Annotated in this window: 21 protein-coding genes; 17 read left to right on the forward strand and 4 right to left on the reverse strand. The window is 73.6% G+C overall.

Translation table 11 applies throughout. From position 1 onward, the window contains the following. The first annotated feature begins 41 nt into the window (after positions 1 to 41). The 5 genes from putP to FYW95_RS05215 all read left to right on the forward strand — a co-directional run bounded on the left by putP (position 42) and on the right by FYW95_RS05215 (position 6,046). Positions 42 to 1,610 carry a sodium/proline symporter PutP gene (gene putP, locus FYW95_RS05195; protein WP_159941749.1) on the forward strand — a complete coding sequence of 523 codons (1,569 nt, stop codon included), beginning with the start codon at positions 42 to 44 and terminating at the stop codon, positions 1,608 to 1,610. A 101-nt stretch (positions 1,611 to 1,711) separates the two neighbouring features. Beyond that, the gene (locus tag FYW95_RS05200; protein WP_159941650.1) at positions 1,712 to 2,296 is read left to right on the forward strand and encodes a putative glycolipid-binding domain-containing protein; all 585 of its coding nucleotides are present in this window, start codon (positions 1,712 to 1,714) and stop codon (positions 2,294 to 2,296) included. 144 nt (positions 2,297 to 2,440) lie between these two features. Further along, the gene (gene nadE / locus FYW95_RS05205; protein ID WP_159941651.1) at positions 2,441 to 3,271 is read left to right on the forward strand and encodes an ammonia-dependent NAD(+) synthetase; all 831 of its coding nucleotides are present in this window, start codon (positions 2,441 to 2,443) and stop codon (positions 3,269 to 3,271) included. A 517-nt stretch (positions 3,272 to 3,788) separates the two neighbouring features. Continuing rightward, on the forward strand, positions 3,789 to 5,123 hold the full coding sequence (locus FYW95_RS05210; protein ID WP_159941652.1) for an acyltransferase family protein: 1,335 nt from the start codon (positions 3,789 to 3,791) through the stop codon (positions 5,121 to 5,123). Between the two features lie 59 nt (positions 5,124 to 5,182). Continuing rightward, positions 5,183 to 6,046, forward strand: coding sequence for an alpha/beta fold hydrolase (locus FYW95_RS05215; RefSeq protein ID WP_159941653.1), 864 nt, complete (start codon positions 5,183 to 5,185; stop codon positions 6,044 to 6,046). Between the two features lie 112 nt (positions 6,047 to 6,158). Here the strand turns inward: FYW95_RS05215 and FYW95_RS05220 are convergent, their stop codons facing one another. Further along, positions 6,159 to 6,995, reverse strand: coding sequence for an SDR family oxidoreductase (locus FYW95_RS05220; protein ID WP_159941654.1), 837 nt, complete (start codon positions 6,993 to 6,995; stop codon positions 6,159 to 6,161). A gap of 225 nt (positions 6,996 to 7,220) precedes the next feature. On the opposite strand from FYW95_RS05220, the gene FYW95_RS05225 reads away from it, so the two are divergent. After that, a complete protein-coding gene (locus FYW95_RS05225; RefSeq protein ID WP_160050051.1) occupies positions 7,221 to 8,507 on the forward strand; it encodes an AGE family epimerase/isomerase in 1,287 nt (428 codons plus the stop codon). Continuing rightward, a complete protein-coding gene (locus tag FYW95_RS05230; RefSeq protein WP_159941656.1) occupies positions 8,504 to 9,499 on the forward strand; it encodes a carbohydrate kinase family protein in 996 nt (331 codons plus the stop codon). The genes FYW95_RS05225 and FYW95_RS05230 overlap by 4 nt, the downstream gene beginning before the upstream one ends. Positions 9,500 to 9,742: 243 nt before the next feature. Here FYW95_RS05230 and FYW95_RS05235 read toward each other — a convergent pair whose 3' ends face one another. Next, on the reverse strand, positions 9,743 to 10,936 hold the full coding sequence (locus tag FYW95_RS05235) for a carboxylate-amine ligase (protein WP_159941657.1): 1,194 nt from the start codon (positions 10,934 to 10,936) through the stop codon (positions 9,743 to 9,745). 432 nt (positions 10,937 to 11,368) lie between these two features. Here FYW95_RS05235 and FYW95_RS05240 point away from each other — a divergent pair, with 432 nt between their 5' ends. The 7 genes from FYW95_RS05240 (at position 11,369) to FYW95_RS27565 (ending at position 19,747) form a co-directional block, all read left to right on the forward strand. After that, positions 11,369 to 14,176 (forward strand): helix-turn-helix transcriptional regulator, encoded by a 2,808-nt coding sequence (locus tag FYW95_RS05240; protein ID WP_236567679.1) that lies wholly within the window; start codon positions 11,369 to 11,371, stop codon positions 14,174 to 14,176. Between the two features lie 84 nt (positions 14,177 to 14,260). Next, positions 14,261 to 15,082, forward strand: a complete 822-nt coding sequence (locus FYW95_RS05245; RefSeq protein ID WP_160050052.1) for an ABC transporter ATP-binding protein — start codon at positions 14,261 to 14,263, stop codon at positions 15,080 to 15,082. Continuing rightward, on the forward strand, positions 15,079 to 15,798 hold the full coding sequence (locus tag FYW95_RS05250) for an ABC transporter ATP-binding protein (RefSeq protein ID WP_159941660.1): 720 nt from the start codon (positions 15,079 to 15,081) through the stop codon (positions 15,796 to 15,798). Before FYW95_RS05245 ends, FYW95_RS05250 begins: the two co-directional genes overlap by 4 nt. 11 nt (positions 15,799 to 15,809) lie before the next feature. Further along, entirely contained in the window at positions 15,810 to 16,661 is an 852-nt protein-coding gene (locus FYW95_RS05255) for a branched-chain amino acid ABC transporter permease (protein ID WP_159941661.1), read from the forward strand. Positions 16,662 to 16,664: 3 nt separating this feature from the next. After that, positions 16,665 to 17,750, forward strand: a complete 1,086-nt coding sequence (locus FYW95_RS05260; protein WP_159941662.1) for a branched-chain amino acid ABC transporter permease — start codon at positions 16,665 to 16,667, stop codon at positions 17,748 to 17,750. 32 nt (positions 17,751 to 17,782) lie between these two features. Continuing rightward, positions 17,783 to 19,108, forward strand: coding sequence for an ABC transporter substrate-binding protein (locus FYW95_RS05265; RefSeq protein ID WP_159941663.1), 1,326 nt, complete (start codon positions 17,783 to 17,785; stop codon positions 19,106 to 19,108). 177 nt (positions 19,109 to 19,285) lie between these two features. Continuing rightward, positions 19,286 to 19,747, forward strand: coding sequence for a hypothetical protein (locus tag FYW95_RS27565; RefSeq protein WP_201294703.1), 462 nt, complete (start codon positions 19,286 to 19,288; stop codon positions 19,745 to 19,747). On the opposite strand, the gene FYW95_RS05275 is transcribed toward FYW95_RS27565, so the two are convergent. Continuing rightward, positions 19,740 to 20,678 (reverse strand): dienelactone hydrolase family protein, encoded by a 939-nt coding sequence (locus FYW95_RS05275; RefSeq protein ID WP_159941664.1) that lies wholly within the window; start codon positions 20,676 to 20,678, stop codon positions 19,740 to 19,742. The genes FYW95_RS27565 and FYW95_RS05275 overlap by 8 nt on opposite strands. A gap of 405 nt (positions 20,679 to 21,083) precedes the next feature. Between FYW95_RS05275 and FYW95_RS05280 the strand changes: the two genes are divergently transcribed. Continuing rightward, complete coding sequence (locus tag FYW95_RS05280) at positions 21,084 to 21,497, forward strand: ChaB family protein (RefSeq protein ID WP_159941665.1); 414 nt, start codon at positions 21,084 to 21,086, stop codon at positions 21,495 to 21,497. A gap of 72 nt (positions 21,498 to 21,569) precedes the next feature. On the opposite strand, the gene FYW95_RS05285 is transcribed toward FYW95_RS05280, so the two are convergent. Then, positions 21,570 to 22,424 carry an SDR family oxidoreductase gene (locus FYW95_RS05285; protein ID WP_159941666.1) on the reverse strand — a complete coding sequence of 285 codons (855 nt, stop codon included), beginning with the start codon at positions 22,422 to 22,424 and terminating at the stop codon, positions 21,570 to 21,572. A gap of 234 nt (positions 22,425 to 22,658) precedes the next feature. Here FYW95_RS05285 and FYW95_RS05290 point away from each other — a divergent pair, with 234 nt between their 5' ends. Next, positions 22,659 to 24,749 carry a catalase gene (locus tag FYW95_RS05290; RefSeq protein WP_159941667.1) on the forward strand — a complete coding sequence of 697 codons (2,091 nt, stop codon included), beginning with the start codon at positions 22,659 to 22,661 and terminating at the stop codon, positions 24,747 to 24,749. 29 nt (positions 24,750 to 24,778) lie between these two features. Next, positions 24,779 to 25,747: a TIGR03557 family F420-dependent LLM class oxidoreductase gene (locus FYW95_RS05295; RefSeq protein ID WP_159941668.1), complete on the forward strand. Its 969-nt coding sequence runs from the start codon at positions 24,779 to 24,781 to the stop codon at positions 25,745 to 25,747. The last annotated feature ends 47 nt before the right edge of the window (positions 25,748 to 25,794 follow it).

Raw genomic sequence — 25,794 nt, forward strand, 5'->3', positions numbered from 1 at the left:
ACGCGCGCAAGGGAGAGGAGGGGACGGTCTTGGGCGACTCCGTGTTCTGGTCCATCGCGACCTTCGGCGTGTACCTCGCCATCATGGTGGCCATCGGCCTCTGGGCCTACAAGCGCACTGTCTCGCAGTCGGACTTCGTGCTCGGCGGACGGCAGCTCAACAGCTGGGTGGCGGGCCTGAGCGCCAACGCCAGCGACTTCAGCGGCTGGCTGCTGCTCGGCCTGCCCGGGGCCATCTACGTCTCCGGTCTGGGCGAGGCCTGGATCGCGGTCGGCCTGGCCTGCGGCTTCGCCGGGAGCTGGATCCTCCTCGCACCCCGCCTGCGCGTGTACACCGAGCGCGTCACCGACGCCCGCGCCGGCGGTGACTCCGACTCCCTGACACTGTCCTCCTTCCTGGAGAACCGCTTCAACGACCCCACCCGGCTGCTGCGCGGGGTCTCGGCGCTGCTCATCCTCGTCTTCTACTTCTTCTACGTGGCCTCCGGCCTCGTGGCCATGGCCGCCCTGTTCGACCAGGTCTTCGGCCTGGACCCGGCGCCCGCCATCGCGATCGGCGTGGGCATCGTCGTGCTCTACACCGTGCTCGGCGGCTTCCTCGCGGTCTCCTACACCGACGTCATCCAGGCGGCGATGATGTGGATCGCCCTGCTCGTCGTCCCGGTCATGGCGGTCACCGCGCTCGGCGGCCTCGGCGGCGTCACCGAGGGCATCTCCGAGAAGAGCACCGGCCTGCTCTCGGCCGTGGGCGGCACCTCGCTCGACACCGACCTCGGCCAGTGGGTCGGCACCGAGACCCTCGGCTGGGTGGTCATCGTCTCCGGTCTGGCCTGGGGCCTGGGCTACTTCGGCCAGCCGCACATCCTCTCCCGCTACATGGGCATCCGCTCGGTCCGGGACATCCCCAAGGCCGGGATCATCAGCGTCGCCTGGGCGGTCACCGCGATGGCACTGGCCGTGGTGGTCGGCTTCATCGGCATCGCCTACTTCGACACCCCGCTCGGCGCCCCCGAGCAGGTCTTCCCGCGCCTGATCGAGGCCATGACCCACCCGCTGGTGGCCGGCCTGCTGCTCGCCGCCATCCTCGCGGCCGTCATGAGCACCGCCGACTCCCAGTTGCTGGTCGCCGCGTCCGCGCTCACCGAGGACGGCTACAAGGCCTTCGTGGACCGCGACGCCAACCCCAGGACCCTGCTGTGGACCAGCCGCGCCACCGTCGTGGCCGTGGCCCTGGCCGCCGCGGGCATCGCCCTGTGGGGCAACCAGTCGGTCATGGACCTGGTCGGCTACGCCTGGGCCGGGTTCGGCGCGGGCTTCGGCCCGGTGCTGCTGCTCGCCGTGTTCTGGAAGCGCATGACCTGGTCCGGCGCGCTGGCGGGCATGATCGCGGGCGGCGCCACCGCGATCCTGTGGGACGTCCTCGACGAGCACGTCTTCGGCATCGGCCTGTACGCCATGGTCCCGGCGGTCGCGCTGAGCTTCGCCGCGATCGTCCTCTTCAACGGCCTGGCCAGGGTCACCCCGCAGATGGCCGGTGACTTCGACCGCGTGGAGGCCGAGGTCCGCCAGGCCCGGTCCGGTCCCGCCGCCGACGAGGCCGCCCGGGTCTGAGCCCGACCCGACACCCCCTTCCCCCGGGCCCGTACCGCGACCGCGATACGGGCCCGGGGGCCGCTCTGGCGTACCCGCGCCCTGACCGGTAGAACGGTGACATGTCGTCACTGACAGGGCACCCAGCCGTGTGGACCCGGACCGACGTCTCCGAGGGGCTGGGCCTCGGCACGCTCCTCCCCGAACCCGACGGCTACCGCCTGGAGGCCGGGGAGACCGTCGTCGTGGGCGACGAGCGGTTCCTCACCAGGTTCACCGTCCGCACCGACCTGGCCTGGACCACCCGCCAGGTGAGCGCCGAGGTGCTGTCCTCGCAGGGTCTGGAGTCGGTCGTCCTCAACGCCCAGGGCGGCCACTGGACCGACGCCGACGGGATCCCCCTGCCCGAACTGGTCGGCTGCCTGGACGTGGACGTGGCCGCCACCCCCCTCACCAACACCCTCCCCATCCGCCGCCTGGGCCTGCGCCCGGGCGAGTACCGCGACATCGTGGTGGCCTGGATCGACATCCCCTCGCTGCGCGTGCGCCGGGTCAGACAGCGCTACACCCGCCATCCGGCCCAGGACGGGCTGGAGCGCTACACCTACCGCGACCCCCTGCACGGCGAGTACCGGATGTCGGTGGACGGCGACGGCGTGGTCGTGGACTACGAGCGCTTCGCCCGGCGCCTGCGCACGGGCGCCTGAGCCCCCCTCCGCCCCTTCCCTCCGCCCACGGGTCCCTCCCCGTCGGCTCCGGCCGCGTCCGCACCCGCCCCCCGGTCGCGTTCTGCCACCGCGGACGAGCGATAATCGGCGGGCAACACCGTTCACATCCAACGGGGGACCGCAGTGACCGACACCGAGCTGAGCCAGGCCCGTCGCGACATCATCCGCGACCTCGCAGTGCCCGAGCACTTCGACGCGGGCGCCGAGATCGAACGGCGCGTGGCCTTCCTCGCCGACCAGCTGGTCTCCAGCGGCGCCGCCGCGCTGGTCCTGGGCATCAGCGGCGGCGTCGACTCGCTCACCGCCGGCCGCCTGTGCCGCCTGGCCGTGGACCGCGCCCGCGAGGGCGGCCACACCTGCGAGTACGTCGCCATGCGCCTTCCCTACGGCGAGCAGAGGGACGAGGCGGACGCGGCCCGCTCCGTGACCTTCACCGACCCCGACCGCTGCCTCACCGTCGACGTCAGACCCGCCACCGACGCGATGGCCGCCTCCCTCGCCGCGGCCGGGATGACCTACGCCAGCGCCTCCTCGGAGGACTTCGTCCTGGGCAACGTCAAGGCACGGCAGCGGATGATCGCCCAATACGCGGTCTCGGGCGGGCTGCGCGGCCTGGTGGTCGGCACCGACCACGCGGCCGAGGCGGTCACCGGCTTCTTCACCAAGTACGGCGACGGCGGCGTGGACCTGGTCCCGCTCACCGGCCTGACCAAGCGCCGCGTGCGCGCGGTCGCCGCGGCGCTGGGCGCCCCCGAGGACCTGGTGGACAAGGTGCCCACCGCCGACCTGGAGACCCTCACCCCGCAGAAGCCCGACGAGGAGGCGCTCGGTCTGACCTACGACCAGATCGACGACTTCCTGGAGGGCCTGCCCGTGCCCGAGCACGTGGAGACCACCCTGGTCGACCGGTACCGGGCCACCGCGCACAAGCGCGCGCTGCCCACCGCCCCCTGAGGCGCTCCGCCCCCTCACGGCCCCGGAACCGTCGGCGCCCTCTCCGGCGCGCGGCGGGGCCGGGGCCGCGTGGCGCGGCCGCCGCAGGGCCCCCTCAGCGCGTCCCCTCCGCGTGATCTCCTCCGCGTGATCTCCTCCGCGAACGCGTTCCCGGAGCGCTCCGTAGGCGGTACCGTGGGCGGTGACCTCCTCGGGCTCCCGGACCGGCCGGGACCGCGCCCCTCGCCGGGCGGAGCCGTCCCGAGAGCGGTCCCCCTCCCCCCGCGCCCGTGGTGGTGCAGACACCACCTCTTCCGGGTGGGCGTACCACCGGCCGAAGAGGGGCGTCAGAGCCATCGCGACCAACCACCGGCCAGCCCTAGGGTCGTTGTCACGCGTTCATTCGTCGCCGAGCGGACGTGAGCACCCCACCGGGCGCGTTCGAGGACGCGTCGCCACCCCCTGATCCCGATCCGGCGGAACACCCTGCCCTCAGCGCGCCAGGGCGTTCGCGTACGGGAAGACCAAGGAGCGACCGATGACCGTGACCGTCGACCAGGAGCCCGGGGGGACGCCGTCGGCGCACCCCTCCGGCGCCACCGCGACGACCCCCTCCCGGCCGCGGGCACCGCGCCCGGGGGCGGGCAGGGACAGGTTCCTCGACGTCATCCGTCTCTTCGTCATGGCCCTGGTGGTCCTGCAGCACTGGTGGCTGCCCGTCCTGGTCCAGGAGCAGGGCGGCCTGGAGGCGGGCAGCGTCCTGGCCGCCGAGGGCGGTTTCCTCCTCACGTGGGTCTCCCAGGTCATGCCGTTGATCTTCTTCGTCGGCGGCGCCGCCAACCTCATCAGCTGGCGGTCGGCCTCCGCCCGGGGGGTGAACGCCTCCACCTGGTTCGCGCACAGGCTGCGCAGGCTCGCCTGGCCCGTGGTGCCGCTGGCGACCGTGTGGATCGTCGCCACCCACCTGCTGGTGCTGGGCGGGGCCCCCGTCCAGCCCGTGCTGGTGGGCGCCGGGGCCGCGGGCATGGTGCTGTGGTTCCTGGCCGTGTACGTGCTGGTGGTCGTGGCGACCCCGGTGCTGGTCCGCGCCCAGGAGAGGCTCGGCTGGTGGGTTCCGGTCGCGCTCCTGACGGGGGCGGTCGTCGTGGACCTGGTCCGGTTCGGCGCCGGTGTGGAGTGGATCGGCTACCTGAACGTGGCCTTCGTGTGGCTGGGCGTGCACCAGCTGGGGTTCCGCTACGCGACCGGGGCGGTGCGGACGCGCCACGCCGCGGGCATGGCGGCGGGCGGCGCCGCCGTCGCGCTCGCCCTCGTCGCCCTCGGGCCGTACTCGCTGAACATGACGGGCGTCTTCGCCTCGGAGGCCTCGAACGTGGCCCCGCCGACCCTCGTCCTCGCGGCCGTCGGCACGCTGCAGGTCGGTGTCGCGCTGCTGCTGCGCGAGCGGATCAGCTCGTGGTCGGAGCGCCCCGGACCGGCGCGGCTGCTGGACCGGGTGTGCCCCCAGCTGATGACGGTCTACCTGTGGCACATGCTGCCGATCAGCGTGGTGGCGGGCGTGCTGGTGTTCGGCCTGGGGATCAACACCCCGGAGCCGATGACGGGCCTGTGGCTGCTGTGGGGCGTGCTGGGCGCGGTGGTGCTGCTGCCACTCATCGTGCCGCTGGCGCACTGGGCGGTGCGGTTCGAGACCCCGCCGCGGACGCTGGGCGGTTCGCCCGGTATGGTGCGCGCCCTGGCCGCGGCGGCGCTGATCGGCGGCGGGATGCTGGCGCTCACGGTGTCCGGCCTGGGCCCGGGGCTGGCCCCGCTGCTCGGTCTGGTGGCGGTGCTCGCGGGGGTGACGCTGACCCGGGACCCGCGGAACCGCTGACGGCCGTCCCCGGGCGCGGGAAGGTGGTAGCGCGCAGCGTATCGGGTAGACCAGGCCTCATGGACCCGACACGTATCGCCTTCGAAGAACACGGCAGCGGCACTCCCCTGGTCCTCCTGCACGGGCTCGGGGACCGGCGCCAGAGCTGGAACGCCGTGATGGTGCGCCTGGCCGCCGACCACCGTGTGATCTGCGTGGACCTGCCCGGGTTCGGGGCCACGCCCGCTCCCGGCCCGGACGAGCCCTACGACATCCTCACCCTGACCGAGGACGTCCGCGCCTTCTGCGAGCTGCACGGGCTCGACCGCCCGCACCTGGCGGGCAACTCGCTCGGCGGGTCGATCGCCCTGGAACTGGGCGTGCGGGGCCTGGCCTCGTCGGTGACGGTGTTCTCCCCGGCCGGGTTCTCCGAGAACCTCGCCCGGTGGGCCATGCGCGCGGTCGGCGGCCTGTCCCGACTCGCCACCCGGGTGCCCATGCCGGTCAAGGAGCGCCTCGCCGACACCGCCCCGGCCCGGGCCGCCGCACGGGTCGCGCTGCGCGGGGACCCCTCCTCGCCCCGGGCCAGGGCCACCAGGTTCAGCGTCCGGGGGCTGGAGAAGGGAGCCCCCTACGTCCGGCTGGTGCCGAGGGTCGCCGAGTACGTGTTCACCGCCCGGCCGATCGAGTGCCCGGTCACCATCGCCTGGGGGGACCGGGACCGGACGCTGCTGCCGTCCAGCGCCGTGCACGCGCACCGGAGGGTGCCCAACGCGCGCATGGTCTCGCTGATCGGCAGCGGGCACATCCCCATGGCCGACGACCCGGTCACGGTCGCCGAGCACATCCGGTGGACCTGCCGCGCCGCCGACCTCGGCAACGCCCGGGCCTCAGCGCGCAACGCGGCGGGCAGGGTCAGCCCGCGGCGGGAGACGGCCCCCTAGCGGTGTCGCCCGGCCGACGCGCTCCGCGCGGTCGCGCGCGCCGGGCTCCGCCCCGAGCACCGCGCACCCCGCCGTCCGGAACCGCCGGGGCTCGGTGCCGGTGCCGCGGCGCCTAACAGCTGAACCCGCCGTCGGTGCTGATCACCTGCCCGGTGACCCAGACGGCCTCGTCGGTGGTCAGCCAGGCCATGAGCCTGGCCGGGTCGTTCGGTACGCCCACCCGGCCGCCGGGGAAGCGCGGGGCGAGTCGGCCCAGGAGTTCCTCGTCCATGTAGCCGGTCTGCACGGGCCCGGGGTCGACCGCGTTCACGGTGATGCCCCGGGGGCCCAGTTCGGCGGCCAGGGTCGGGGTGATCTGGGCCAGGACCGCCTTGGCCGACGCGTACGCCACCTCACCGGGCATGCTGCCGTGCATCTGTCCGGAGGTCACGAACAGGACCCTGCCGCCGGGGCGGCCGTCGTGTCGGGCGGCGAAGGCCTGGGCGAGCAGCAGGGGCGCGCGGGCGTCGACCGCCCAGTGCCCGTCGAGCATCTCCACGGTGACATCGGCGAGCGCGGCGTCGCCGCCGTTGCGCGCGTGGTTGGCCACGAGGACGTCCAGGTGCCCGAACTCGGCCGCGGCCGCCGTGACCACCCGCCCGGGCACCTCGGGGTCGGCCATGTCCCCGCCGACGTCGGCGACGCGGGCGTCCGGGTCGCCGAGGACCGAGCGAACGCCGCCGAGCACGGCGCCGAGGTCGTCGTCGCCCCACGGCAGTCCGGCGTCGTGCGGCCGGTGGTGGTGTACCACCACGGAGGCGCCGTAGGCGGCCAGGCGCCGGGCGACGGCGTAGCCGATGCCGCCGCGCCTGCTGGCCCCGGTCACGAGCGCGGTCCGGCCGCGCAGGGGGAGCGGGTCGCGGGAGAGGTCCTCCCCGTCGGGGTCCGGTGCCGGGGGGTGCTGGGGCATGGCGGCTCCCTGGGGTCGTGGACGTACGGCGCCGCGGGAACTCTGCCAGACGCCGGGCGCCCGCCGCACGGGGTTTTCGGCCGTCCCGCCGTGCCGCAGCGCCCGGAACGCCCAGGTCCGGGAGGGCTGGCGTGCTCTGTTCCACGGGGTCCCCGGGCTATCGCGGTGTCGAGACCGCGGGATAGCGTGGACCCGCGAACCGACCCCCTTCGAGGAGGCAGTGGAGTGACAGCATCGACACCACCGGTCCCGGGAAGCCCCGGGTGGCTGCGTGCGGAGGAGCGGCGTCTGACCGGTTTCGCCGCCGGATCCGCCGTTCCCGGCGGCTTCGGTTGGCTGGACGCCGACGGCCGGGTGGAGGAGCGCCCCGTCGCCGCGTGGATCACCGCCCGGATGACGCACGTGTTCTCCCTGGCACACCTGCGGGGCGACGCCGAAGCGGCGCGCCTGGCCGACCACGGTGTGGCCGCACTGGCGGACGGGCCGCTGCGCGACGCCGAGGCGGGCGGGTGGTTCGACCAGGTGCCCGTCTCCACCAGCGCCGATGCTGTTCGGGAGCGCTCCCATGAGCTTCCGCGCAAGTCCGCCTACGAGCACGCCTTCGTGGTCCTGGCCGCCTCCAGCGCGACCCTGGCCGGACGTCCCGGGGCCCGGGAACTCCTCGACGGGGCGCTGCGCGTCCTGGAGGAGCGCTTCTGGGACGAGTCCGCGGGCGCCTTCTGGGAGAGCTGGGACAGCGGGTGGACCGCCACCGAGGAGTACCGCGGCGCGAACAGCAACATGCACGCGGTGGAGGCCCTCCTCGCCGCCGCCGACGCCACCGGCGACCCCCGGTGGACCCGCCGCGCGCTCTCCGTCGCCGAACGGCTCATCCACGGCGTGGCCGCCGACCACGGCTGGCGCCTGCCCGAGCACTTCACCCCGGACTGGAAGCCCCTGCCGGACTACAACCGCGACCGGCCCGACCACCCCTTCCGGCCCTTCGGCAGCACCACCGGCCACCTGCTCGAATGGGCGCGCCTTCTGGTCCACCTGGAGACCGCGCTCGCCCGGGCGGGGGAGCCCGTCCCCGGCTGGCTGCGCACCGACGCCGAGGAGCTGTTCGCCCACGCCGTGCGCCGGGGCTGGGCCGTGGACGGCGCCGACGGGTTCGTCTACACCCTCGACTGGGAGGACCGCCCGGTGGTGCGCGAGCGCATGCACTGGGTGGTGGCCGAGGCCGTCATGGCCGCCTGGGCGCTGGCCAGGCGGACCGGCGACCCCTCCTACACCGACCTCTACGGCGGCTGGTGGGCCTACGCCGACCGGTACCACGTGGACCGCGAACGCGGCAGCTGGCACCACGAGCTGGACCCCGGCAACCGGCCCGCGGCGGCCGTGTGGCCGGGCAAGCCGGACGTCTACCACGCCTACCAGGCCGTACTCCTGCCCCAGACCGAGCTCTCGGCCTCCCTCGCGGCCGCGCTCGCGCCGTCCCCCGAGCCCGACCACACCCCAGGAGGGGAAGCGTGACCGACCAGAACACCCCGCTCCCGCCCGGTTCCGCCGGGCACGCTCCCCGGCTCGTGGTGATCGGCGAGAACGTCATGGACCTGCTGCCCACCGCGCAGGGCCCCGACGTGCTCAGGGCCGCGCCGGGCGGCGGTCCGGCCAACACGGCCGTCGCGGCGGCCCGGCTGGGCACGCCGACCCGGCTGCTCGCCCGGATCGGGGCGGACGGCTTCGGCGCGCTGATCCGCGAGCGGCTGCTCGCCGAGGGGCTGGACCCGGCCGGGCTGCTCGCCGCCGAGGAGCCCACGGCGCTGGCCCTGGCCACGCTCGGCCCCGACGGATCGGCCCGCTACGACTTCCGCATGGACGACGCCGCCGACTGGCGGTGGCGCCCGGAGGAGCTGCCCGAGGAACTGGAACCGGGGGTGCGCGCCGTGCACGCCGCCTCGCTCGCGCTGTTCCGGGAGCCCGGGGCCAGCCTGATCGAGGCGATGCTGCGCCGTGAGCACGGGCGGGGCCGGGTGACGCTCACCCTGGACCCCAACATCCGGCGGGACGTCCTCGGCGACCCGGAGGCCGCCCGGGCCCTGGCCCTGCGGCACGCGGCGCAGGCGCACCTGGTCAAGGCCAGCGACGAGGACCTGGAGTTCCTCTACCCGGACCTGTCGCCGGTGCGGGCCGCGCACGCCCTCGCCGCGCTGGGCCCGGCGCTGGTGGTGGTGACCCGGGGCGGCGAGGGGGCCCTCGCGGTGTTCCGGGGCACGGAGGTGTCGGTGGAGGCGCCCCGGGTGGAGGTGGCCGACACCGTGGGCGCGGGCGACTCGTTCATGGGGGCGCTGCTGAACTGGCTGGACCGCCGCGACCTGCTCGGGGAGGACCCGCGGGCCCGGCTGGCCGGGCTGGACGAGGCGGACCTGGCGGACCTGCTGGGGTTCGCGGTGTCCGTCGCCGCGGTCACCGTGACCCGTGAGGGCGCCGACCCGCCGACCACGGCGGAGCTGGCGGACCGCTGAGGAGGCCGGGGCCCGGAAGCCGTGGAGGGTCCGGAAGCCCGGGTCCGGGCAGCGCGATGGAGCCGGGCGGGTGGGACCCCCCGTCTTCCAGGAAACCGTGCGCGCCCGCGCCGCGGTAGCCCCCGCGAAGGGCTGTGGACGACCGCGGCGCGGGCCGCGGCCGTCCGCAGGGTGTGTGTCCGCGGTTCCGGCGGGCGGGGCGCGCCTTCACACCGGGCAGCCCGCACCGGACCGGGCCGCGCCTCAGGGCAGCCCCGCGCGGGTCTCGGCGACGAGGTGGTCCACCACGTCCGCCAGGCTGCCGCGCCGGGCGTAGGCGGCGCGCTGGCGCGCCGCGCCCGTCCCGGCCGCGCGCACGCGGTCGAGCAGCGAGACGACCAGGTCGGCGTCACCGTTGACCAGCAGCCCCGGCAGGGCCGCGTGCAGCAGCCGGTCCGCCGCCAGCTGCCCGTCCAGGAGCTCCCCGGTCAGCGGGTCGGGCACCACGCCCTCCAGTCCGTCCCGGGCGGCCCGCCACACGGCGGCGCGCACCGCCTGCTCGGGGATCTCCGGGGCCGGGATCCCGTCCTTGGCGTCGGCGAACAGGCGGGTCGTCAGGCCGCGGGTCAGACAGGCGAGCAGCAGCGCCTCCTCCGCGGTGGCGGCCACGTCGCCCACCCGGATCTCCAGGGTGGGGAGGTGGTCGGAGAGGCGGACGTCCCAGTACACCATGTGCCGGTCCAGGATCGCCCCGGTGTCGAAGAGGACCTGTACCGCGCTTTCGTACCCGGACTGCGAGCGCAGCACCGGCGGCGGCCCGGCGGAGGGCAGGTGGTTCCAGGCCATCGTCCGCCAGCTGGCGTACCCGGTGTCGCGTCCGGCCTGGAACGGCGAGTTCGCCGACAGCGCCACCAGGAACGGCAGCCACCGGCGCAGGTGGTCGCTCACCGCCACGGCGGCGTCCAGGTCGGGGATGCCCACGTGCACGTGGCAGCCGCACACCACGAGTGACTCCCTGAGGAAGCCCACGTTGGAGGCGATGTCCGCGTAGCGGCGTCCGCTGATCGAAACCGCGGTCGGATCCCCCAGGACCGGGGTGCCGGAGGCCACCACCGCGAGCCCGGAGTCCCCGGCGGCGCGGTCGAGCTCACCGCGGGCCGCGCGCAGGAAGCGCAGGGCGTCGTCCGCGTCGTCGCACACGGGGGTGTTGGTCTCCAGTTGGGCGCGGCTGAACTCGCCGCACAGGTGCCCGGGCATCAGCCGGGTGGCGGCGAGCACCTCGGGCGCCCGGGAGGTGATGGCGCGGGTGTCGGAGTCGATGACGAAGAACTCCTCCTCCACGCCGAACGTGGGGGGCGTCTCGAAGCTCCTCGCGCGGGGTACGGCGCCGACCGCCGGCCGGCGCGTGTCGTGTGCTGTCGTGGAGCGGTTCTCTGCCGCCGTGGAGCGGTTCTCCATGGGCGTCGGTCCCTCCTGCCGTCGGGGCACCCTCGGGGTGTCACCGGACTGGATATCTCCCACAGGTGCGGTCGCGACAGTGTCCTGAAGAAGACAAAAAGCTATCCGTGTTGTTATTTGTCCCTTTTGCCGGTATCGCGGGAGTGCCGTTGCGCGTACGTTACGGCTTGATAACCGAGCCCCGTGTCGTCGGAGGCCCGCGGAGGCGCCCGCGACCCCCGTCTGGAGTGAGCACCGTCACCCTGGCGAGAGGCGGAAACGCAGGTGGCTGCTGGGATACCGTGCTCGTACAGGCGCCCCGCGTACCACTCCAGTACCCCTCTCCGGGCGCCTGTGAACAGGTACGTGCGACTCCGTGCGGGTATCGGTGAAACGACCAGTGTGCCCGCCCGCACCTGCCGCGACGGGCCCCGGCTGTGCGAATGTGAGCACGTGGCTGGCAGGAACACCGAACCCCTCAGCGTCCGCCTCCGAGGTCGTGACACGGAGCAGCGGATCCTCGCCGACGCCCTGGACCGCGCGAGGTCCGGACAGGGCGCCTCCCTTCTCGTGTCCGGCGGCCCGGGCCGGGGCAAGACCGCACTTCTGGACCACGCCCGCGTCACCGCAGGTGGTTTCACCGTGCTGCACGTGTCGGGGGTCGCCGACGAGGAGTCCCTGCCCTTCGCCGGACTCCAGCGCCTCCTGCGCCCCCTGTCCGCGGGCGCCGACGCGCTCCCCGACCCCTGGGGAGGCCCCCTGCGCGAGGCACTCGCCCGGGGCGCGGTCGCCGACGCCGACCGCCTCGCGCTCTACACGGGCCTGCTCGAACTGCTCTCGCGCACCGCCTCCGCCGAGCGGCCCCTCCTGCTGTGCGTGGACGACGCCGACCGCCTCGACGCCCCCTCCCTGGACGCCCTCGCCTTCGTCGCCCGCCGCCTCGGCGGGGCCCCCGTCGCGGCCCTGTTCACCGCCCGCGGGGGCCACGGCAAACCCGGCGGCCCCCGGCTGCCGGAGACCCCCGCAGAGCCGACGCCCGAGGCGCTCGTCCCCGGTGTCAGCGAGCACCTCCTGCGGCCCCTGGAGGAGCGGGCGGTGCACGACATCCTCACCGACAGCGCACCGGTCACCCTCCCCGCCGCCGTGCGCGCGGCCCTGGTCCGCGCCTCGCACGGCAACCCCGCCGTGGTCCTCGGCCTCCTGGGAACCCTGTCCCGGGCCCAGCTCCTGGGCGAGGACCCGCTGCCCGACCGGCCGCGCCTGCCCGGCCGCCTGCGCGCCGACTTCCTCGCCCCCTACCGCGAGCTGTCCGAACGCACCCGCCACCTGCTGCTGCTCGCCGCGCTCAGCGGGGACCCGCGCGTCCACCTGCTGCTGGAGGCCTCCGGGGACCCGGACGTCACCGTGCTCGAACCGGCCGAGGAGCGCGGCCTGGTGCGCGTGGAGGGCGACACCGTCGTCTTCCCCGACCCCCTCCTCCGCGAGGCCGTCGCCCAGGACGCCCCCGTCGGCCGCCTGCGCGCGGCCCACCGCGCCCTGGCCGCGGTGAGCGACCCCGAACTCTCCCCCGTGGAGTTCACCCGCCACGCCGCCGCGGGCACCGACGCCCCCGACGCCGACCTCGCCGACGCGGTCGCCGACGCGGCCGCCCGGGTCAAGCGGCTCGCGGGGCGCCTGGCCGCCTCCCACGCCTACGAGCGCGCCGCCGACCTGGCCCCCGACCCCGACGAGCGCGCCTGCCGCCTGACCACCGCCTCCTACGAGGCCTACATGGCCGGAAGCTCCGAGCGGGCCACCCGCCTCCTGGCCCGCGCCCGCCCCCTGGCCGTGTCCGACCGGCGCCGGGTCACCGCCGACTTCATCGACGCCCAGATCGCCATGCGCGGCGAGAACGCCCTGGACGTGGCCGAGCGTCTGTTCACCGTGGGCCGCGAGCTCATCCCGCACGACCGCTTCCTGGCCCTGCGCGCCCTGGTCCGCTCGGCCGACTCCGCCTCCCTGGCCGGGGACGCCGTGCGCCACGGCCGCGCCGCCGAACTCGCCCTGCCCCTGGTCCGCCCGGACGACCCCGAGCCCGTGCGCCAGGTGGCGGCCTTCCTGGAGGGCTGCGCCGTCTCCTTCCGGGGCGACTACCCCGGCTCCACGCCGCTGCTGCGCCAGGCCACCGGCCTGGCCGACATCCCCAAGCCCTCGGAACTGGTCTGGGCGGGCGTCAGCGGCCTGCGCCTGGCCGACGCGCCGTTCGTGCGCGCGGTGACCTCCCGCGCGGTCGAGGTCGCCCGGCAGCGGGGGGAGCGGGCCACCGTCCCCGCCGCGCTCGGCTTCCTGGTCTTCTCCGAGTTCTGGAGCGGACGATTCCCCTCGGCCGCCGGGACCGCGCTCACCGGCCTGCGGGTTTCCCGGGAGAGCGGACAGACCGTCTGGGCCACCCAGCACCTGGCCTCGCTCGCGATGATCGCCGCGATCCAGGGAGACGTGGACACCTGCCGAATCCGGGCCCGGGCGGTCGCCGCCCAGGCGGGCGAGAACAGCCTCGGCCTGGCCGCCGCCCTGGCCGCGTGGGCGCTGGCGGTCCTGGAGCTGTCCCGGGGCAACGCCGCCGAGGCCTTCTTCCGGTTGCGCGCCCTGGTGCACGCCGCCCCCGGGCACGGCCACCCCACCATGCGGCTGCTCACGGCGCCGCACTTCGTGGAGGCGGCCACCCGCATGGGCGAGACCGAGTGGGCCCGCACGTCGCTGGCCGGGTACCAGCGCTGGGCCGACTCGGTGGACAGCCCCAGCGCCCGGGCCCTGGCCGCACGCGGGGCGGGCCTGCTCGCCGCCGCCGACGAGGCCGCCGACCACTTCGAGAACGCCCTGGCCCTGCACCGGGCCTGCGGCGACGACGACGTCGAGCACGCCCGCACCCAGCTGCTCTTCGGCGCCCATCTGCGCCGCGCACGCCTGCCCGGCCGGGCCCGGGAGCACCTGTACAACGCGCTGGAGTCCTTCGAGCGCTTCGGAGCACGGCTGTGGGTGCGACAGACCCGCGCCGAGCTGCGCGCGATCGGGACCGCCGAACGCGGACCCGACCCCGCCTCCACCAGCGAGCTGACCGCGCAACAGCAGCAAATCGCCCGACTGGTCGCCGAGGGCGCGACCAACCGCGAGGTGGCCGCCCACATGTTCATCAGCCCGCGCACGGTCGAACACCACCTGCGCGGCATCTTCCGCAAGCTCAACATCAGGTCCCGCGTGGACCTGGCCCGCCTGTTCAACTGACCGCGGGGAGGTCCGGCGGCCCCACCGACCCCGGGCACCCCCCTCATACCAACTGGTCGGTACGGACCCGTGAGAAAGGCAGTGATGACAACGACCGAGCACCTCCTGACAGCGGACGGGGTCACCGTGCGCTTCGGGGGACTGACCGCGCTCGACGACGTCGGACTCCAGGTCGCACCCGGGTCCGTCGTCGGCCTCATCGGTCCCAACGGCGCGGGCAAGACCACCCTGTTCAACGTCCTGTCCGGGGTCCTGCGCCCCACGGCGGGCACCATCACCTGGAAGGGCGCGCCGCCCCCCGGCCGGCGCACCCACCACCTGGCCCGCGCCGGGATCGCCCGCACCTTCCAGGGGCTCAACCTCTTCCCGATGATGACGGTCCTGGACAACGTCGTCGCCGGAGCCGACCGGCTCGCCCGGGGAGGAGCCTTCTCCCTGGTCAGCGGCCTGGGCAGGCACCACCGGGACGAGCGCGACCTGCGCGCCCGCGCGCTGGGGGCCCTGGAGCGCTTCGGCATCGCCGAGCACGCCCACCGGCTGCCCGGCACCCTGCCCTACGGCGTGCAGAAGCAGGTCGCCCTGGCCCGCGCCTGCGTCAGCGACCCCGAGCTCCTGCTGCTCGACGAGCCCGCCAGCGGCCTGTCCGGGGCCCAGATCGACGCCCTGGCCGACCAGATCCGCGGCTTCAGCCAGGACATGGCCGTGGTCCTCGTCGAACACCACATGGACCTGGTCATGCGGGTCTGCGACCACATCGTCGTCCTCAACTTCGGCCGGGTCATCTCCACCGGCACCCCCGCCCAGGTCCAGGCCGACCCCGCCGTCACCCAGGCCTACCTCGGCACGCCCGCCGACTCGTTCGGCGGGGAGTCCGCCGCGGGCGACGTGAACGGAGCAGCCCGATGACCGCACAGCCCATCCTGGAAGTGGAGGAGCTCAGCGCCTCCTACGGCGCCGTCCGCGCCCTGGACGGCGTGTCCCTGACCGTGCCCGAGAAGGGGGTGTGCGCGGTCCTCGGCGCCAACGGCGCGGGCAAGACCACGCTGCTGCGCACCCTCACCGGGCTCCACCCCGCCGCCGCCGGGCGGGTCCGGCTCGCCGGGGAGGACATCACCCGCCTGCCCGCCGAGAAGGTCATCACCCGCGGCCTGGCCCACGTTCCCGAGGGCGGCGGCGTCATCGTCGAGCTCACCGTCGAGGAGAACCTGCGCCTGGGCGGCCTGTGGCGCTCCGACCGACGCGACAGGTCGGCCATGGACGAGGTCATGGAGCTCTTCCCGCCCCTGGTCGAGCGCCGCCGCAAGCCCGCCAGCACCCTCTCCGGCGGCGAGCGCCAGATGCTCGCCATCGGCCGCGCCCTCATGGCCCGGCCCAAGGTGCTGCTGCTGGACGAGCCCTCGCTCGGACTGGCGCCGCTGATCACCAAGCAGATCTTCACCCTGCTCCGGGACCTCCGCGACCGCACCGGGCTCACCGTCGTCCTCGTCGAGCAGAACGCCGCCGGGGCGCTGTCGGTCACCGAGACCGGGTTCGTCCTCAACCAGGGACGCGTGGCCGCCGAGGGCGCCTCCGCCGACCTGCTCTCCGACGACCGCACGCGCCACGCCTACCTCGGCTTCTAGAGGAGCCCCCCATGACCCACTTTCTCAACCTGACCCTCAACGGGTTGTCAGCCGGGGCGATCTACGCCGCGCTGGCGCTGTCCCTGGTGATCATCTACCAGGCCACCCGCCTGGTGAACTTCGCCCAGCCCGCGCTCGCCCTGATCGCGGTCTACACCGCCTACAGCGTCACCCAGCTCACCGGCTCCTACTGGCTCGGCTTCGCCGCCGCGCTCACCGCGGGCCTGGCCGCCGGAGCCCTCGTCGAACGCGTCATCATCCGGCCCATCGCCCGCAGGTCCCAGCTCAACGCCATCATCGTCACCCTGGGCCTGCTGCTGGTGGTGCAGGGCCTGGTCGGCGTCATCTGGGGCAACGAGCAGCACGGGTTCCGCTACGCGTTCAGCTACGTGGGCCGCTTCTCGCCCGCCAACGCCTTCGCCCTGGCCTCGGTCGCGGCCGTCGCGCTGCTGCTGTTCGCCCTGTACCGGTTCACGCCCCTGGGGCTGCGCATGCGCGCCGCCGCCTTCCACCCCGAGTCGGCCCGGCTCAGCGGCGTGCGGGTCGGCCTGATGCTCACCGCCGGGTGGGCGATCGCCTCCTTCATCGGCGCCCTGGCGGGCATGCTCGCCGGCCCCCCGTTCATCTCCCCGAACGTCTTCGACGTCGTGTTCGTCTACGGCATCACCGCGGCCGTGATCGGAGGGCTGGACAACCCCTTCGGCGCGGTCCTCGGGGGCATGCTCATCGGACTCGGCATGTCCTACGTGTCCGGCTACGCCGGTCCCGAGCTGGCCACCCTCACCGCCCTCGTCATCGTCGTCGCGGTCCTGAGCGTGCGCCCCGACGGCATCCTGTCCCGCCCCGCCGCGCGAAAGGTGTAGCTGATGTCCTCGCCCACCAGACAGCGCGCGGAGCGCGCCGACTCCCCCGACTCCCCGAGACCGCCCGCGCCCCCGGCCGGGGGCCGCTGGCGCTCGCTGCCCTCGCCGCTGCGCCACCTGGTCCTGGCCGCCCTCGGCCTGGCCGCGGTCACCGCCCTGCTCCTCGTCACCGGGGACCTCACCGCGCTGCGGATCGCGGCCGTCGGCTACACCATGCTGGCCGTGGCCGGACTGCAGCTGCTCGTCGGCGGCAGCGGCCAGATCTCCCTCGGCCACGGCGCGTTCATGATGATCGGCGCCTACTCCATGGCCCTGCTGGTGCTGTACCAGCCCATGTTCCCCCTGGCGGTGAACATGCTGGTCATCATCGCGGTGTCCGTGGTCGCCGGGATCGCCGTCGGCGCCGCCACCGCCCGCCTGCACGGCCCCTACCTCGCGGGCGCCACCCTCATCCTCGCCGTCGGCCTGCCCGGGCTGACCCACCGCTACCACGAGTTCCTCGGCGGCAGCAACGGCATCAACATCCGGACGGCGGGGGCCCCGCCCCTCCTCCAGGGACTGGTCACCAACAGCGAGTGGAAGGCCCTGGTCGTGTGGACCGCCGTGGTCCTGGGCCTGGCGGTGCTGGCCACCGTCTCCACCGGACGCCTGGGCCGCCGCATGCGCGCCATCCGCGACGACGAGACCGCCGCCGCCATGGCCGGGATCCCCGTCGGCACGACCAAGGTGGTCGCCTTCGTCATCGCCTCGGCGGCGGGCGGTCTGGCCGGGGGCCTGCAGGCCTACGTGCTCGGCACGGTCACCCCCAGCTCCTTCACCCTCGCGCTGTCCCTCACCCTGCTCGCGGCCCTGGTCCTGGGCGGCATCGGCAGCCTGTGGGGTGCGCTGTGGGCCGCCGTCGCCATCGTCTACCTGGAGATCTGGGCCTCGGACCTGGCCGGCTCCATGAACCTGAGCCGGGACGCGGAGAACAACCTGCCGGTCGTGTTCTTCGGCGTCGTCCTCATCCTCGTCCTGCGCTTCTGGCCCCTGGGCGTCCACGGCGCGCTGCAACGCCTGGCCGCCCGCCTTCCCACCAAGACCCGCTAACCGCTTTCGGCCCCCCACAGAAGGAGAACACCATGCGAAACCGCAGTGGAACCCACGCCGCGCTGGCGGCGTCCCTGGCCCTGGCCCTCCTGGCCACCGGGTGCAGTGGCGCGGGGGAGGTGACCGGGGGAGACGAGGTCGACCTCGACGTCTCCACCGGCGTCACCGACGACACCGTCGTCATCGGCACCCACCAGCCCCTCACCGGCCCGGCCGCCCCCGGGTACATGGCGGTCTCGCAGGGCGCGGGCGCCGTGTTCGACTACGTCAACGCCCAGGGCGGTGTGAACGGGCGCCAGATCGACTACCGCGTGGAGGACGACGCCTACGACCCCTCGAAGACGATCGACGTCACCCGCGAACTGGTCATCGAGGACGAGATCTTCGCGATGGTCGGCGGCCTGGGCACGCCCACGCACAGCGGTGTCCTCGACTACCTCAACGAGGAGGGCGTTCCCGACGTCTTCCCGTCCTCGGGCGCCCTGGCCTGGAACAACCCCGAGGAACACCCGCTGACCTACGGCTGGCAGACCGACTACACCAAGGAAGCCAAGATCCAGGGCCAGTACATCTCCGAGAACTTCTCCGGGGACAACGTCGGCTACCTGTACCAGAACGACGACATCGGCGAGGACTCCCAGGCCGGACTCGACCAGTACCTGGCCGACGAGGTCGTGGCCCGGGAGCACTACGAGTCCGAGGTGACCGACCTCAGCGCCCAGATCGCCGAGTTCGAGCGCACCGACACCGACGTGGTCGTGTGCTCCTGCATCCCGGCCTTCGTCGCGCTCGCGATGCTGGAGGCGGCCCGCATCGAGTACCAGCCCCAGTGGGTGGTCTCCAGCATCGGCGGTGACACCGCGACCCTCCAGGCGCTCCTGGCGCAGTTCACCGAGGGCACCGACGCCGAGGGCGTCCCCGCGGACGCCTTCCTCGACGGCATGCTCATCACGAGCTACATGCCGCGCGTGGAGGACGAGAACGACGAGTGGGCCCAGTTCTTCATCGACGTCTGGGAGGAGTACGGCGAGGGCGGCACCCTCACCAACACGCACGTCTTCGGCATGACCCAGGCCGTCATGTTCGCCCAGGTCCTGAAGTCGGCGGGTCAGGACCTCACCCGGCAGGCGCTGATCGACGCCCTGGAGAGCCAGGAGTGGCAGGGCCCCAGCCCCGTCCCCTTCTCCTCCAGTGACGGCGACCACGGCGGCCACCAGGGCGTCTACGTCCTCCAGTACCAGGCGGGCGGCTCCATCGAGATGGTCCAGGAGCCGCGGGTGACCGACCGTGAGGGCGGCGAGATCGAGGAGACCGACTTCGAGCCGCTCGGCCCCGGAGAGCTGGACTTCCACGACTGATCCACCGCCGGCGCCCCGCCCGGGGCGCCGGCCCGGACCCCCTTCCCCCTTCGGCCCCGGGACCGCGCGTCCCGGGGCCGTTCGCGTGCCCGGACCGGCCCGGCGGTTCGGTCCCGGAGGAGATGGCCCCGCCGGGCGGAGGTGGCCCGCACGCCCCGGCCGGGTCCACCATGGGGGTTGGACGTCGAGCTGCTGTACTTCGCCGGGTGCCCGAACTGGCGGGTGCCCCGGGACCGCCTGGCGCGGGCCCTGCGGGCCGCCGGGCACGCCGACCAGTGGATCGCGCTGGTGGCGGTGGACACCGACGAGCGGGCGCGCGAGCTCCGCCTCCCCGGTTCGCCGGCCATCCGGGTCGACGGGCGGGACCCGTTCCCCGCTCCCGAGGGGGCGTACGGGATGACCTGCCGGATCTACCCGGCCCCGGACGGCCCCGGCGGCGCTCCGAGCGTCGACCAGCTCGTCCGGGCGCTTTCCGAACCGTCCCGAACCGCCGGGGAGGCCCTCGGGGCCCCGCCCGCGGCTCCTTCCGCGCACGGGGCGGCGGCCCGGAGGGTGTCCCTCCGGGCCGCCGCTGTGTGGGGGGTGGAAGGCCCGGGCCGCGCGCTGTGCCGTGCGCGGTCCGGGCGGGGTCCTAGGTGATCGGGCAGGAGTCCCGGTAGTCGGAGAAGTCCGAGCCCCACCCGGTGCGGGGCGGCGGGCACAGGAACTGGGTGTAGCGCACGTCGTCGTCGACGAAGCGCTTCAGCCAGGAGATGCTGTACTTGGCGATCGCCGTGTTGGAGGTGTTGGGCGCGAAGTGGCTCGCGCCGTCCAGCTCCACGTAGGCCCGTTCGAGATTGCTGTTCAGGCTCTCGTAGAACGGGATGGAGTGCGAGTTCACGGAGGCGACGCTGTCGTTCTCGGCTCCGATGATCATGGTCGGGACCTGGACGTTCGGCCACCGCTTCTGGGTGTGCCAGGGGGTCAGCGGGATCGCCGCGCGCAGCTGGGGGCGGTCGTTGGCCGCGGCCAGCGTGCCGCCGCCGCCCATCGAGTGGCCCATGACGGCCATCCGGTTCCCGTCGACGCGGTTGCGGACCGAGCTGCTGTTGGCCAGGTAGTCCAGGGCGGCCTCGATCTGGCGGCCCCGGCTGTCGGGCTGGTCGTAGCGGGTGAGGGTGTCGATGGTGAAGACCACGAAACCCTGTGAGGCGAACCGGTGGCCCATCCACGACATCGAGGACGAGCTCGCGGTGTAGCCCGGGGCCACGACCACGCCGCCGAAGGTGCCCTGACTGGTGGTGGTCGGGTAGTAGATCGTGCCGCCGCCGAAGCCGCTCACCAGCGAGGAGACGGAGGTGCTGGCGGTGTCGAAGTAGCCGCGGGCGGCGGTGACGCTCGCCTCGGTCGGCGCCGGACCGCGCTCGTAGGGGTTGGCGGCCTGGGCCGGGGCGACGACACCGCCGGTGACGCCGGCGACGAGTGTGAGGGTCATCGCCGCCCGGGCGGCGAACCGGGACACCCGGGAGCGCAGGCCGGGGCGGCGCGTGCTCTCGGTCTCGGTCTCGGGGGAAAGGGGGTACGTTCGCACGCCTTGTTCCTTTTCTCGTGCATCGGGGACCCGCGTTCGTCCGGGGACGGGCGGGACGGGGGTCTCCCGTGGGGGGTACGCCGTTCCTCCGTCACCACAGGGGTTCTGGCGCGGCGGTCGGCGGTCGTGCCACCCGGTCCCCTCCCAGGGGAAGGAAAGGTACCGGGTACCTGGAGTCATCCTCCCTTCACTCGTGGGTTAACTATGGTGTCGCTTCGGTAAAGCTGCATCCGTTGAATCACCAGTAGTGACATAGGGCAGCTCACGGGCGTGGTACCGACGGTAACGGTGTGCGGTGGCGACCGGTGACCCAGCGTGGTGACGGCTGGTGAACGGCCCGTGTTTCCGTCGGCGCCCGCTCGGGCAGGCGAAACGTACAGGCACATGAGGAGGGAGTTGAGAACCATGCCCGGTGCCAACGAACTTCCGTCGACCCTCCAGCGGTCTCCGGACAAGGCCCAGCGCACCTGGATCAAGGCGCACGACTCGGCCGTGGAGGAGTACGGGGAGGGCGAGCGCGCGCACCGCGTCGCCTTCGCGGCGCTCAAGCACGAGTTCGAGAAGCACGGCGACCGCTGGGTGCCCAAGCAGCGCTCGGGTCCCTCCGACGAGCAGGCGTCCAACCCCGGGGCCGGGCCCGGACGGGGTAAGGACAAGAAGACCGCCGGGGGAGTGGACGCCAACGCCTCCAAGGAGCACCTCTACAAGAGGGCGAGGGAACTCGACGTCCCGGGCCGCTCCTCGATGAACAAGGACGAGCTCGTGGAGGCGCTGCGCAAGGAGAACGACCGGCGCACCGCCCGGGCGCGCTCCTCCTGACCCGCCGCCCCGAACGGAGCGAAGGGGGCGGGACCGTACGGTCCCGCCCCCTTGTTCTCTGCGCGTGCGGCCTCAGCTCGACTGGATCTCCCCGCCGGTCGGGGCCAGCGTCTCGCCGGTGTAGTACGACGACATGCGGCCGCTGGCGAAGAACACGTACGAGGGCGCGATCTCGTCCGGCTCGGCGGCACGGCCCATCGGCGCCTGCTGGCCGAACCCCTCGGCCCCCTCCTCCCCGAGCGTGGCGGGGATGAGCGGGGTCCACACCGGACCGGGCGCCACGCAGTTGACCCGGATGCCCCGGTCCATCAGCGTCTGAGCCAGGGAGTTCGACAGGTTCATCACCGCGGCCTTGCTCGACGCGTAGTCGATCAGCGACTTGTTGCCGCGCAGGCCGTTGATCGAGCCGGTGATGATGATCGAACCCCCCTCGGGGATGTGCGGCAGCGCCTCGCGGACGGTCCAGAACACCCCCATCACGTTGACGTCGAACGTGCGGCGCAGCTGTTCGGTGGTCAGGTCGGTGAAGTCATCCACCGGGGCCTGGGTGGCGGCGTGCTCCACCAGGACGTCGATCCCGCCCATCTCCTCCACCGCGCGCCGGACCAGGTGGGCGCAGAAGGCCTCGTCGGCCAGGTCGCCGCGCACCGCCACGGCCCGGCGGCCCTGCTCCTCGACCAGGTCCACGGTGTGCTGGGCGTCGTCGTCCTCGCTGAGGTAGCCGAAGACCACGTCCGCGCCCTCCTTGGCGAAGGCCACGGCCACGGCCCGGCCGATCCCGGAGTCGCCCCCCGTGATCAGCGCCCGCCTGCCCTCCAGCAGGCCGCGCCCCTCGTAGTCGCGCATCTCGTCCCTGGGCCGCGGCTCCATCGGCTCGGTGCGGCCCGGGTAGGGCTGGCTCTGCGCCGGGGGCTGGGTCTCGGACATGTCATCTCCCCTCGTCTGCCGGTCGGTCGCCCGGTGTGCCCGCCCCTACCCGTTCCGCTCCGTCCGGATGCGGCGTCGGCGCGGGAGGCGGAGCCTCCCGCGCCCCATCCGGCCCGAGGCGGTGAACGCCGCTCCAAAAGGCGGTCAACCACGTTTGTCCGCGACCGGCCTCGGTCAGGGGGACGGGGGCGGCGACCCCCAGCCCGCACAGCCCGCCAGTGAGGGAGGTTTTCCGTGAGTCCCCAGGAACGCGACGCCAAGGACCGCCAGCTCGACGGGGACCGGGTCGACTCCGACCAGCCCCTGACCACCGACACCGGCGTACGGGTCGGCGACACCGACAACTCCCTGGGGGCGGGGGCGCGCGGCCCCACACTCCTGGAGGACTTCCACGCCCGGGAGAAGCTCACCCACTTCGACCACGAACGCATCCCCGAGCGCGTCGTGCACGCGCGCGGCGCGGGCGCCTACGGGCACTTCCGACCCTACGAGAGCCTCTCCGACGTGACCGCGGCGCACTTCCTGAGCGGCCCCGACGTCGTCACACCGGTCTTCGTCCGCTTCTCCACGGTCGCCGGGTCCCGCGGCTCCGCCGACACCGTGCGCGACGTGCGCGGGTTCGCGGTGAAGTTCTACACCGAGGAGGGCAACTACGACCTCGTCGGCAACAACATGCCCGTCTTCTTCATCCAGGACGGCATCAAGTTCCCCGACTTCGTGCACGCGGTCAAGCCCGAACCGCACAACGAGATCCCGCAGGCCCAGTCCGCGCACGACACCCTCTGGGACTTCGTCGGGCTCCAGCCCGAGACCACGCACATGATGATGTGGCTGATGTCGGACCGGGCGATCCCGCGCAGCTACCGGACGATGCAGGGCTTCGGCGTCCACACCTTCCGGTTCGTCAACGCCGAGGGGCGCGGCACCTTCGTCAAGTTCCACTGGAAGCCGCTACTGGGCACGCACTCCCTGGTGTGGGACGAGGCGCAGCGCATCCAGGGCAAGGACCCCGACTTCAACCGGCGCGACCTGTGGGACGCCATCGAGCGCGGCCAGTACCCCGAGTGGGAGCTGGGGGTGCAGATCGTGCCGGAGGAGGACGAGCACAGGTTCGACTTCGACCTGCTGGACGCCACGAAGATCATCCCGGAGGAGGAGGTTCCGGTCCGTCCCGTCGGGAAGCTGACCCTGAACCGCAACCCGGACAACTTCTTCGCCGAGACCGAGCAGGTGGCCTTCCACACAGCCAACCTGGTTCCGGGCATCGACTTCACCAACGACCCGCTGCTCCAGGCGCGCAACTTCTCCTACCTCGACACCCAGCTGCTGCGCCTGGGCGGGTCCAACTTCCAGCAGATCCCGGTCAACCGCCCCGTCGCACCCGTGAGCAACAACCAGCGCGACGGCTTCGCCCAGCACCGCGTGCACCGGGGCAGGACCTCCTACTTCCGCAACAGCCTCGGCGGCGGCTGCCCGGCCGTGGGCCACGGCGCGGGCGTCTACCGCCACTACACCGAGAAGGTGGAGGGCGACAAGATCCGCGTGCGCAGCGAGAGCTTCGCCGACCACTACTCCCAGGCCACGCTCTTCTACAACAGCCTGGCCGACTGGGAGCGCGACCACCTGGTGGAGGCGTTCCGCTTCGAGCTGGGCAAGTGCGAGGAGCTGGAGGTGCGCCAGCGCGTGGTCGCCAACCTCAACCACGTGGACCACGGGCTGGCGGTCCGGGTGGCGGAGGGGATCGGCGTCGAGCCCCCCGGGAACGAGGGCACGCCCAACCACGGGCGCTCCTCTCCCGCGGTCAGCCAGGCCAACACCGCCTTCGGCTCCGTGACCGGGCGCATGGTGGCCGTGCTGGTCGCCGACGGGGTGGACGAGGCGTCCGTGGACGCGTTCCGCGAGCCCCTCGTCGGCCGGGGCGCCGTGGTCGAGGTCCTCGCCGCCACCGACGGCGCGGTCCGCACCTCGGCCGGGGGAGTGCTCAACGTCGACCGGGCCCACACCACGGTCTCCTCGGTGCTCTACGACGCGGTCGTGGTCCCCGACGGCGCGGACTCCGCGCGCACGCTGGCCGGGGACGGCATCGCGCGACACTTCGTCCTGGAGGCCTACAAGCACCACAAGCCGGTGGCCGCGGTCGGCGCCGGGACCGGGCTGCTCGCGCCCCCGCTGCCGGCCGAGGTGACCGCACCCGCCCCCGCCACCCGCACCGACCTGGGCGTGGTCGTCTCGCCCGTGGCCGGGGACGACGCCGTCGACGCGTTCGCCCGACTGCTGGAAGCGCACCGCCGCTGGGACCGGCCCACCGCGTCGGTACCCGCCTGACCGACAGACCCAGGGAAGGACCAGACGTCATGAAGGTCGGATACAAGCTCTTCGCCGAGGGCTTCGGACCCCGTGAGATCGTGGACCAGGCCATCCGCGCCGAGCAGGCCGGATTCGACTTCGTGGAGATCAGCGACCACTACCACCCCTGGCTGCACAGCCACGGGCACTCCGGTTTCGTGTGGTCGATGCTCGCCGCCATCGCCGAGCGCACCGACAGCGTGGAGCTGGCCACCGGTGTCACCTGCCCGATCATCCGCGTGCACCCGGCCATCGTCGCGCAGGCCGCGGCCACCACCGCCATCCTGTCCGAGGGGCGGTTCACGCTGGGGGTGGGCGCGGGCGAACGCCTCAACGAGCACGTGGTCGGGCAGGGGTGGCCCAGCGCGACCAGGCGCCACGAGATGCTGCGCGAGGCGATCCAGATCATCCGCCTGCTGTGGTCGGGGGGCTACCACTCCTACGACGGGAGGTACCTGACCCTGGAGGACGCCCGGGTCTTCGACCTGCCCGACGAGCCGCCGCCGATCATCGTGGCCGCGGGCGGCGAGGAGGCGGCCCTCCTCGCCGCCCGGGAGGGCGACGGCATGTTCTGCACCGAGCCCAGCAGGGCGCTCGTCAGCGCCTACACCGAGACCGGGGGCACCGGGCCGCGCTACGCGGAGGTGCCCCTGGCCTGGGCGACCAACGAGGGCGACGCCCTGGAGTCGGCGCGCGAGCTGTTCCGCTTCGCCCTGACCGGCTGGAAGGTGCAGGCCGAGCTGCCCAACCCGGTCAACTTCGAGGCGGCCACCGCGCTGATCGACCGGGACGCGATGCGCGACGTGTTCGCCTACGGCCCGGACCCGGAGCGGCACGTGGAGGCGGTGCGCGAGTTCTCCGCCGCGGGGTTCGACCACCTGTGCCTGATCAACGCCGGACCCGATCCGGAGGGGTTCTTCACCTTCTTCGAGCGGGAGCTGTCCGGACCGATCCGCGACCTGGTCCGACCCTCCTGACGCCGGCCGCGGACGCGGCGCCGGGAGCGCCCGCGCTCCCGGGCCTC

Origin of the sequence: Nocardiopsis sp. FR4 (assembly GCF_009830945.1) — a bacterium.
Classification (GTDB): Bacteria; Actinomycetota; Actinomycetes; order Streptosporangiales; family Streptosporangiaceae; genus Nocardiopsis.

Coding starts and splice junctions, on each gene's coding strand:
- FYW95_RS05265 (WP_159941663.1), top strand. CDS start 17,783: ATGCGAAACCGCAGTGGAACCCACGCCGCGCTGGCGGCGTCCCTGGCC.
- FYW95_RS05200 (WP_159941650.1), top strand. CDS start 1,712: ATGTCGTCACTGACAGGGCACCCAGCCGTGTGGACCCGGACCGACGTC.
- FYW95_RS05255 (WP_159941661.1), top strand. CDS start 15,810: ATGACCCACTTTCTCAACCTGACCCTCAACGGGTTGTCAGCCGGGGCG.
- FYW95_RS05245 (WP_160050052.1), top strand. CDS start 14,261: ATGACAACGACCGAGCACCTCCTGACAGCGGACGGGGTCACCGTGCGC.
- FYW95_RS05235 (WP_159941657.1), bottom strand. CDS start 10,936: ATGGAGAACCGCTCCACGGCGGCAGAGAACCGCTCCACGACAGCACAC.
- FYW95_RS05285 (WP_159941666.1), bottom strand. CDS start 22,424: ATGTCCGAGACCCAGCCCCCGGCGCAGAGCCAGCCCTACCCGGGCCGC.
- FYW95_RS05215 (WP_159941653.1), top strand. CDS start 5,183: ATGGACCCGACACGTATCGCCTTCGAAGAACACGGCAGCGGCACTCCC.
- FYW95_RS05210 (WP_159941652.1), top strand. CDS start 3,789: ATGACCGTGACCGTCGACCAGGAGCCCGGGGGGACGCCGTCGGCGCAC.
- FYW95_RS05250 (WP_159941660.1), top strand. CDS start 15,079: ATGACCGCACAGCCCATCCTGGAAGTGGAGGAGCTCAGCGCCTCCTAC.
- FYW95_RS05280 (WP_159941665.1), top strand. CDS start 21,084: ATGCCCGGTGCCAACGAACTTCCGTCGACCCTCCAGCGGTCTCCGGAC.
- FYW95_RS05260 (WP_159941662.1), top strand. CDS start 16,665: ATGTCCTCGCCCACCAGACAGCGCGCGGAGCGCGCCGACTCCCCCGAC.
- FYW95_RS05220 (WP_159941654.1), bottom strand. CDS start 6,995: ATGCCCCAGCACCCCCCGGCACCGGACCCCGACGGGGAGGACCTCTCC.
- FYW95_RS05295 (WP_159941668.1), top strand. CDS start 24,779: ATGAAGGTCGGATACAAGCTCTTCGCCGAGGGCTTCGGACCCCGTGAG.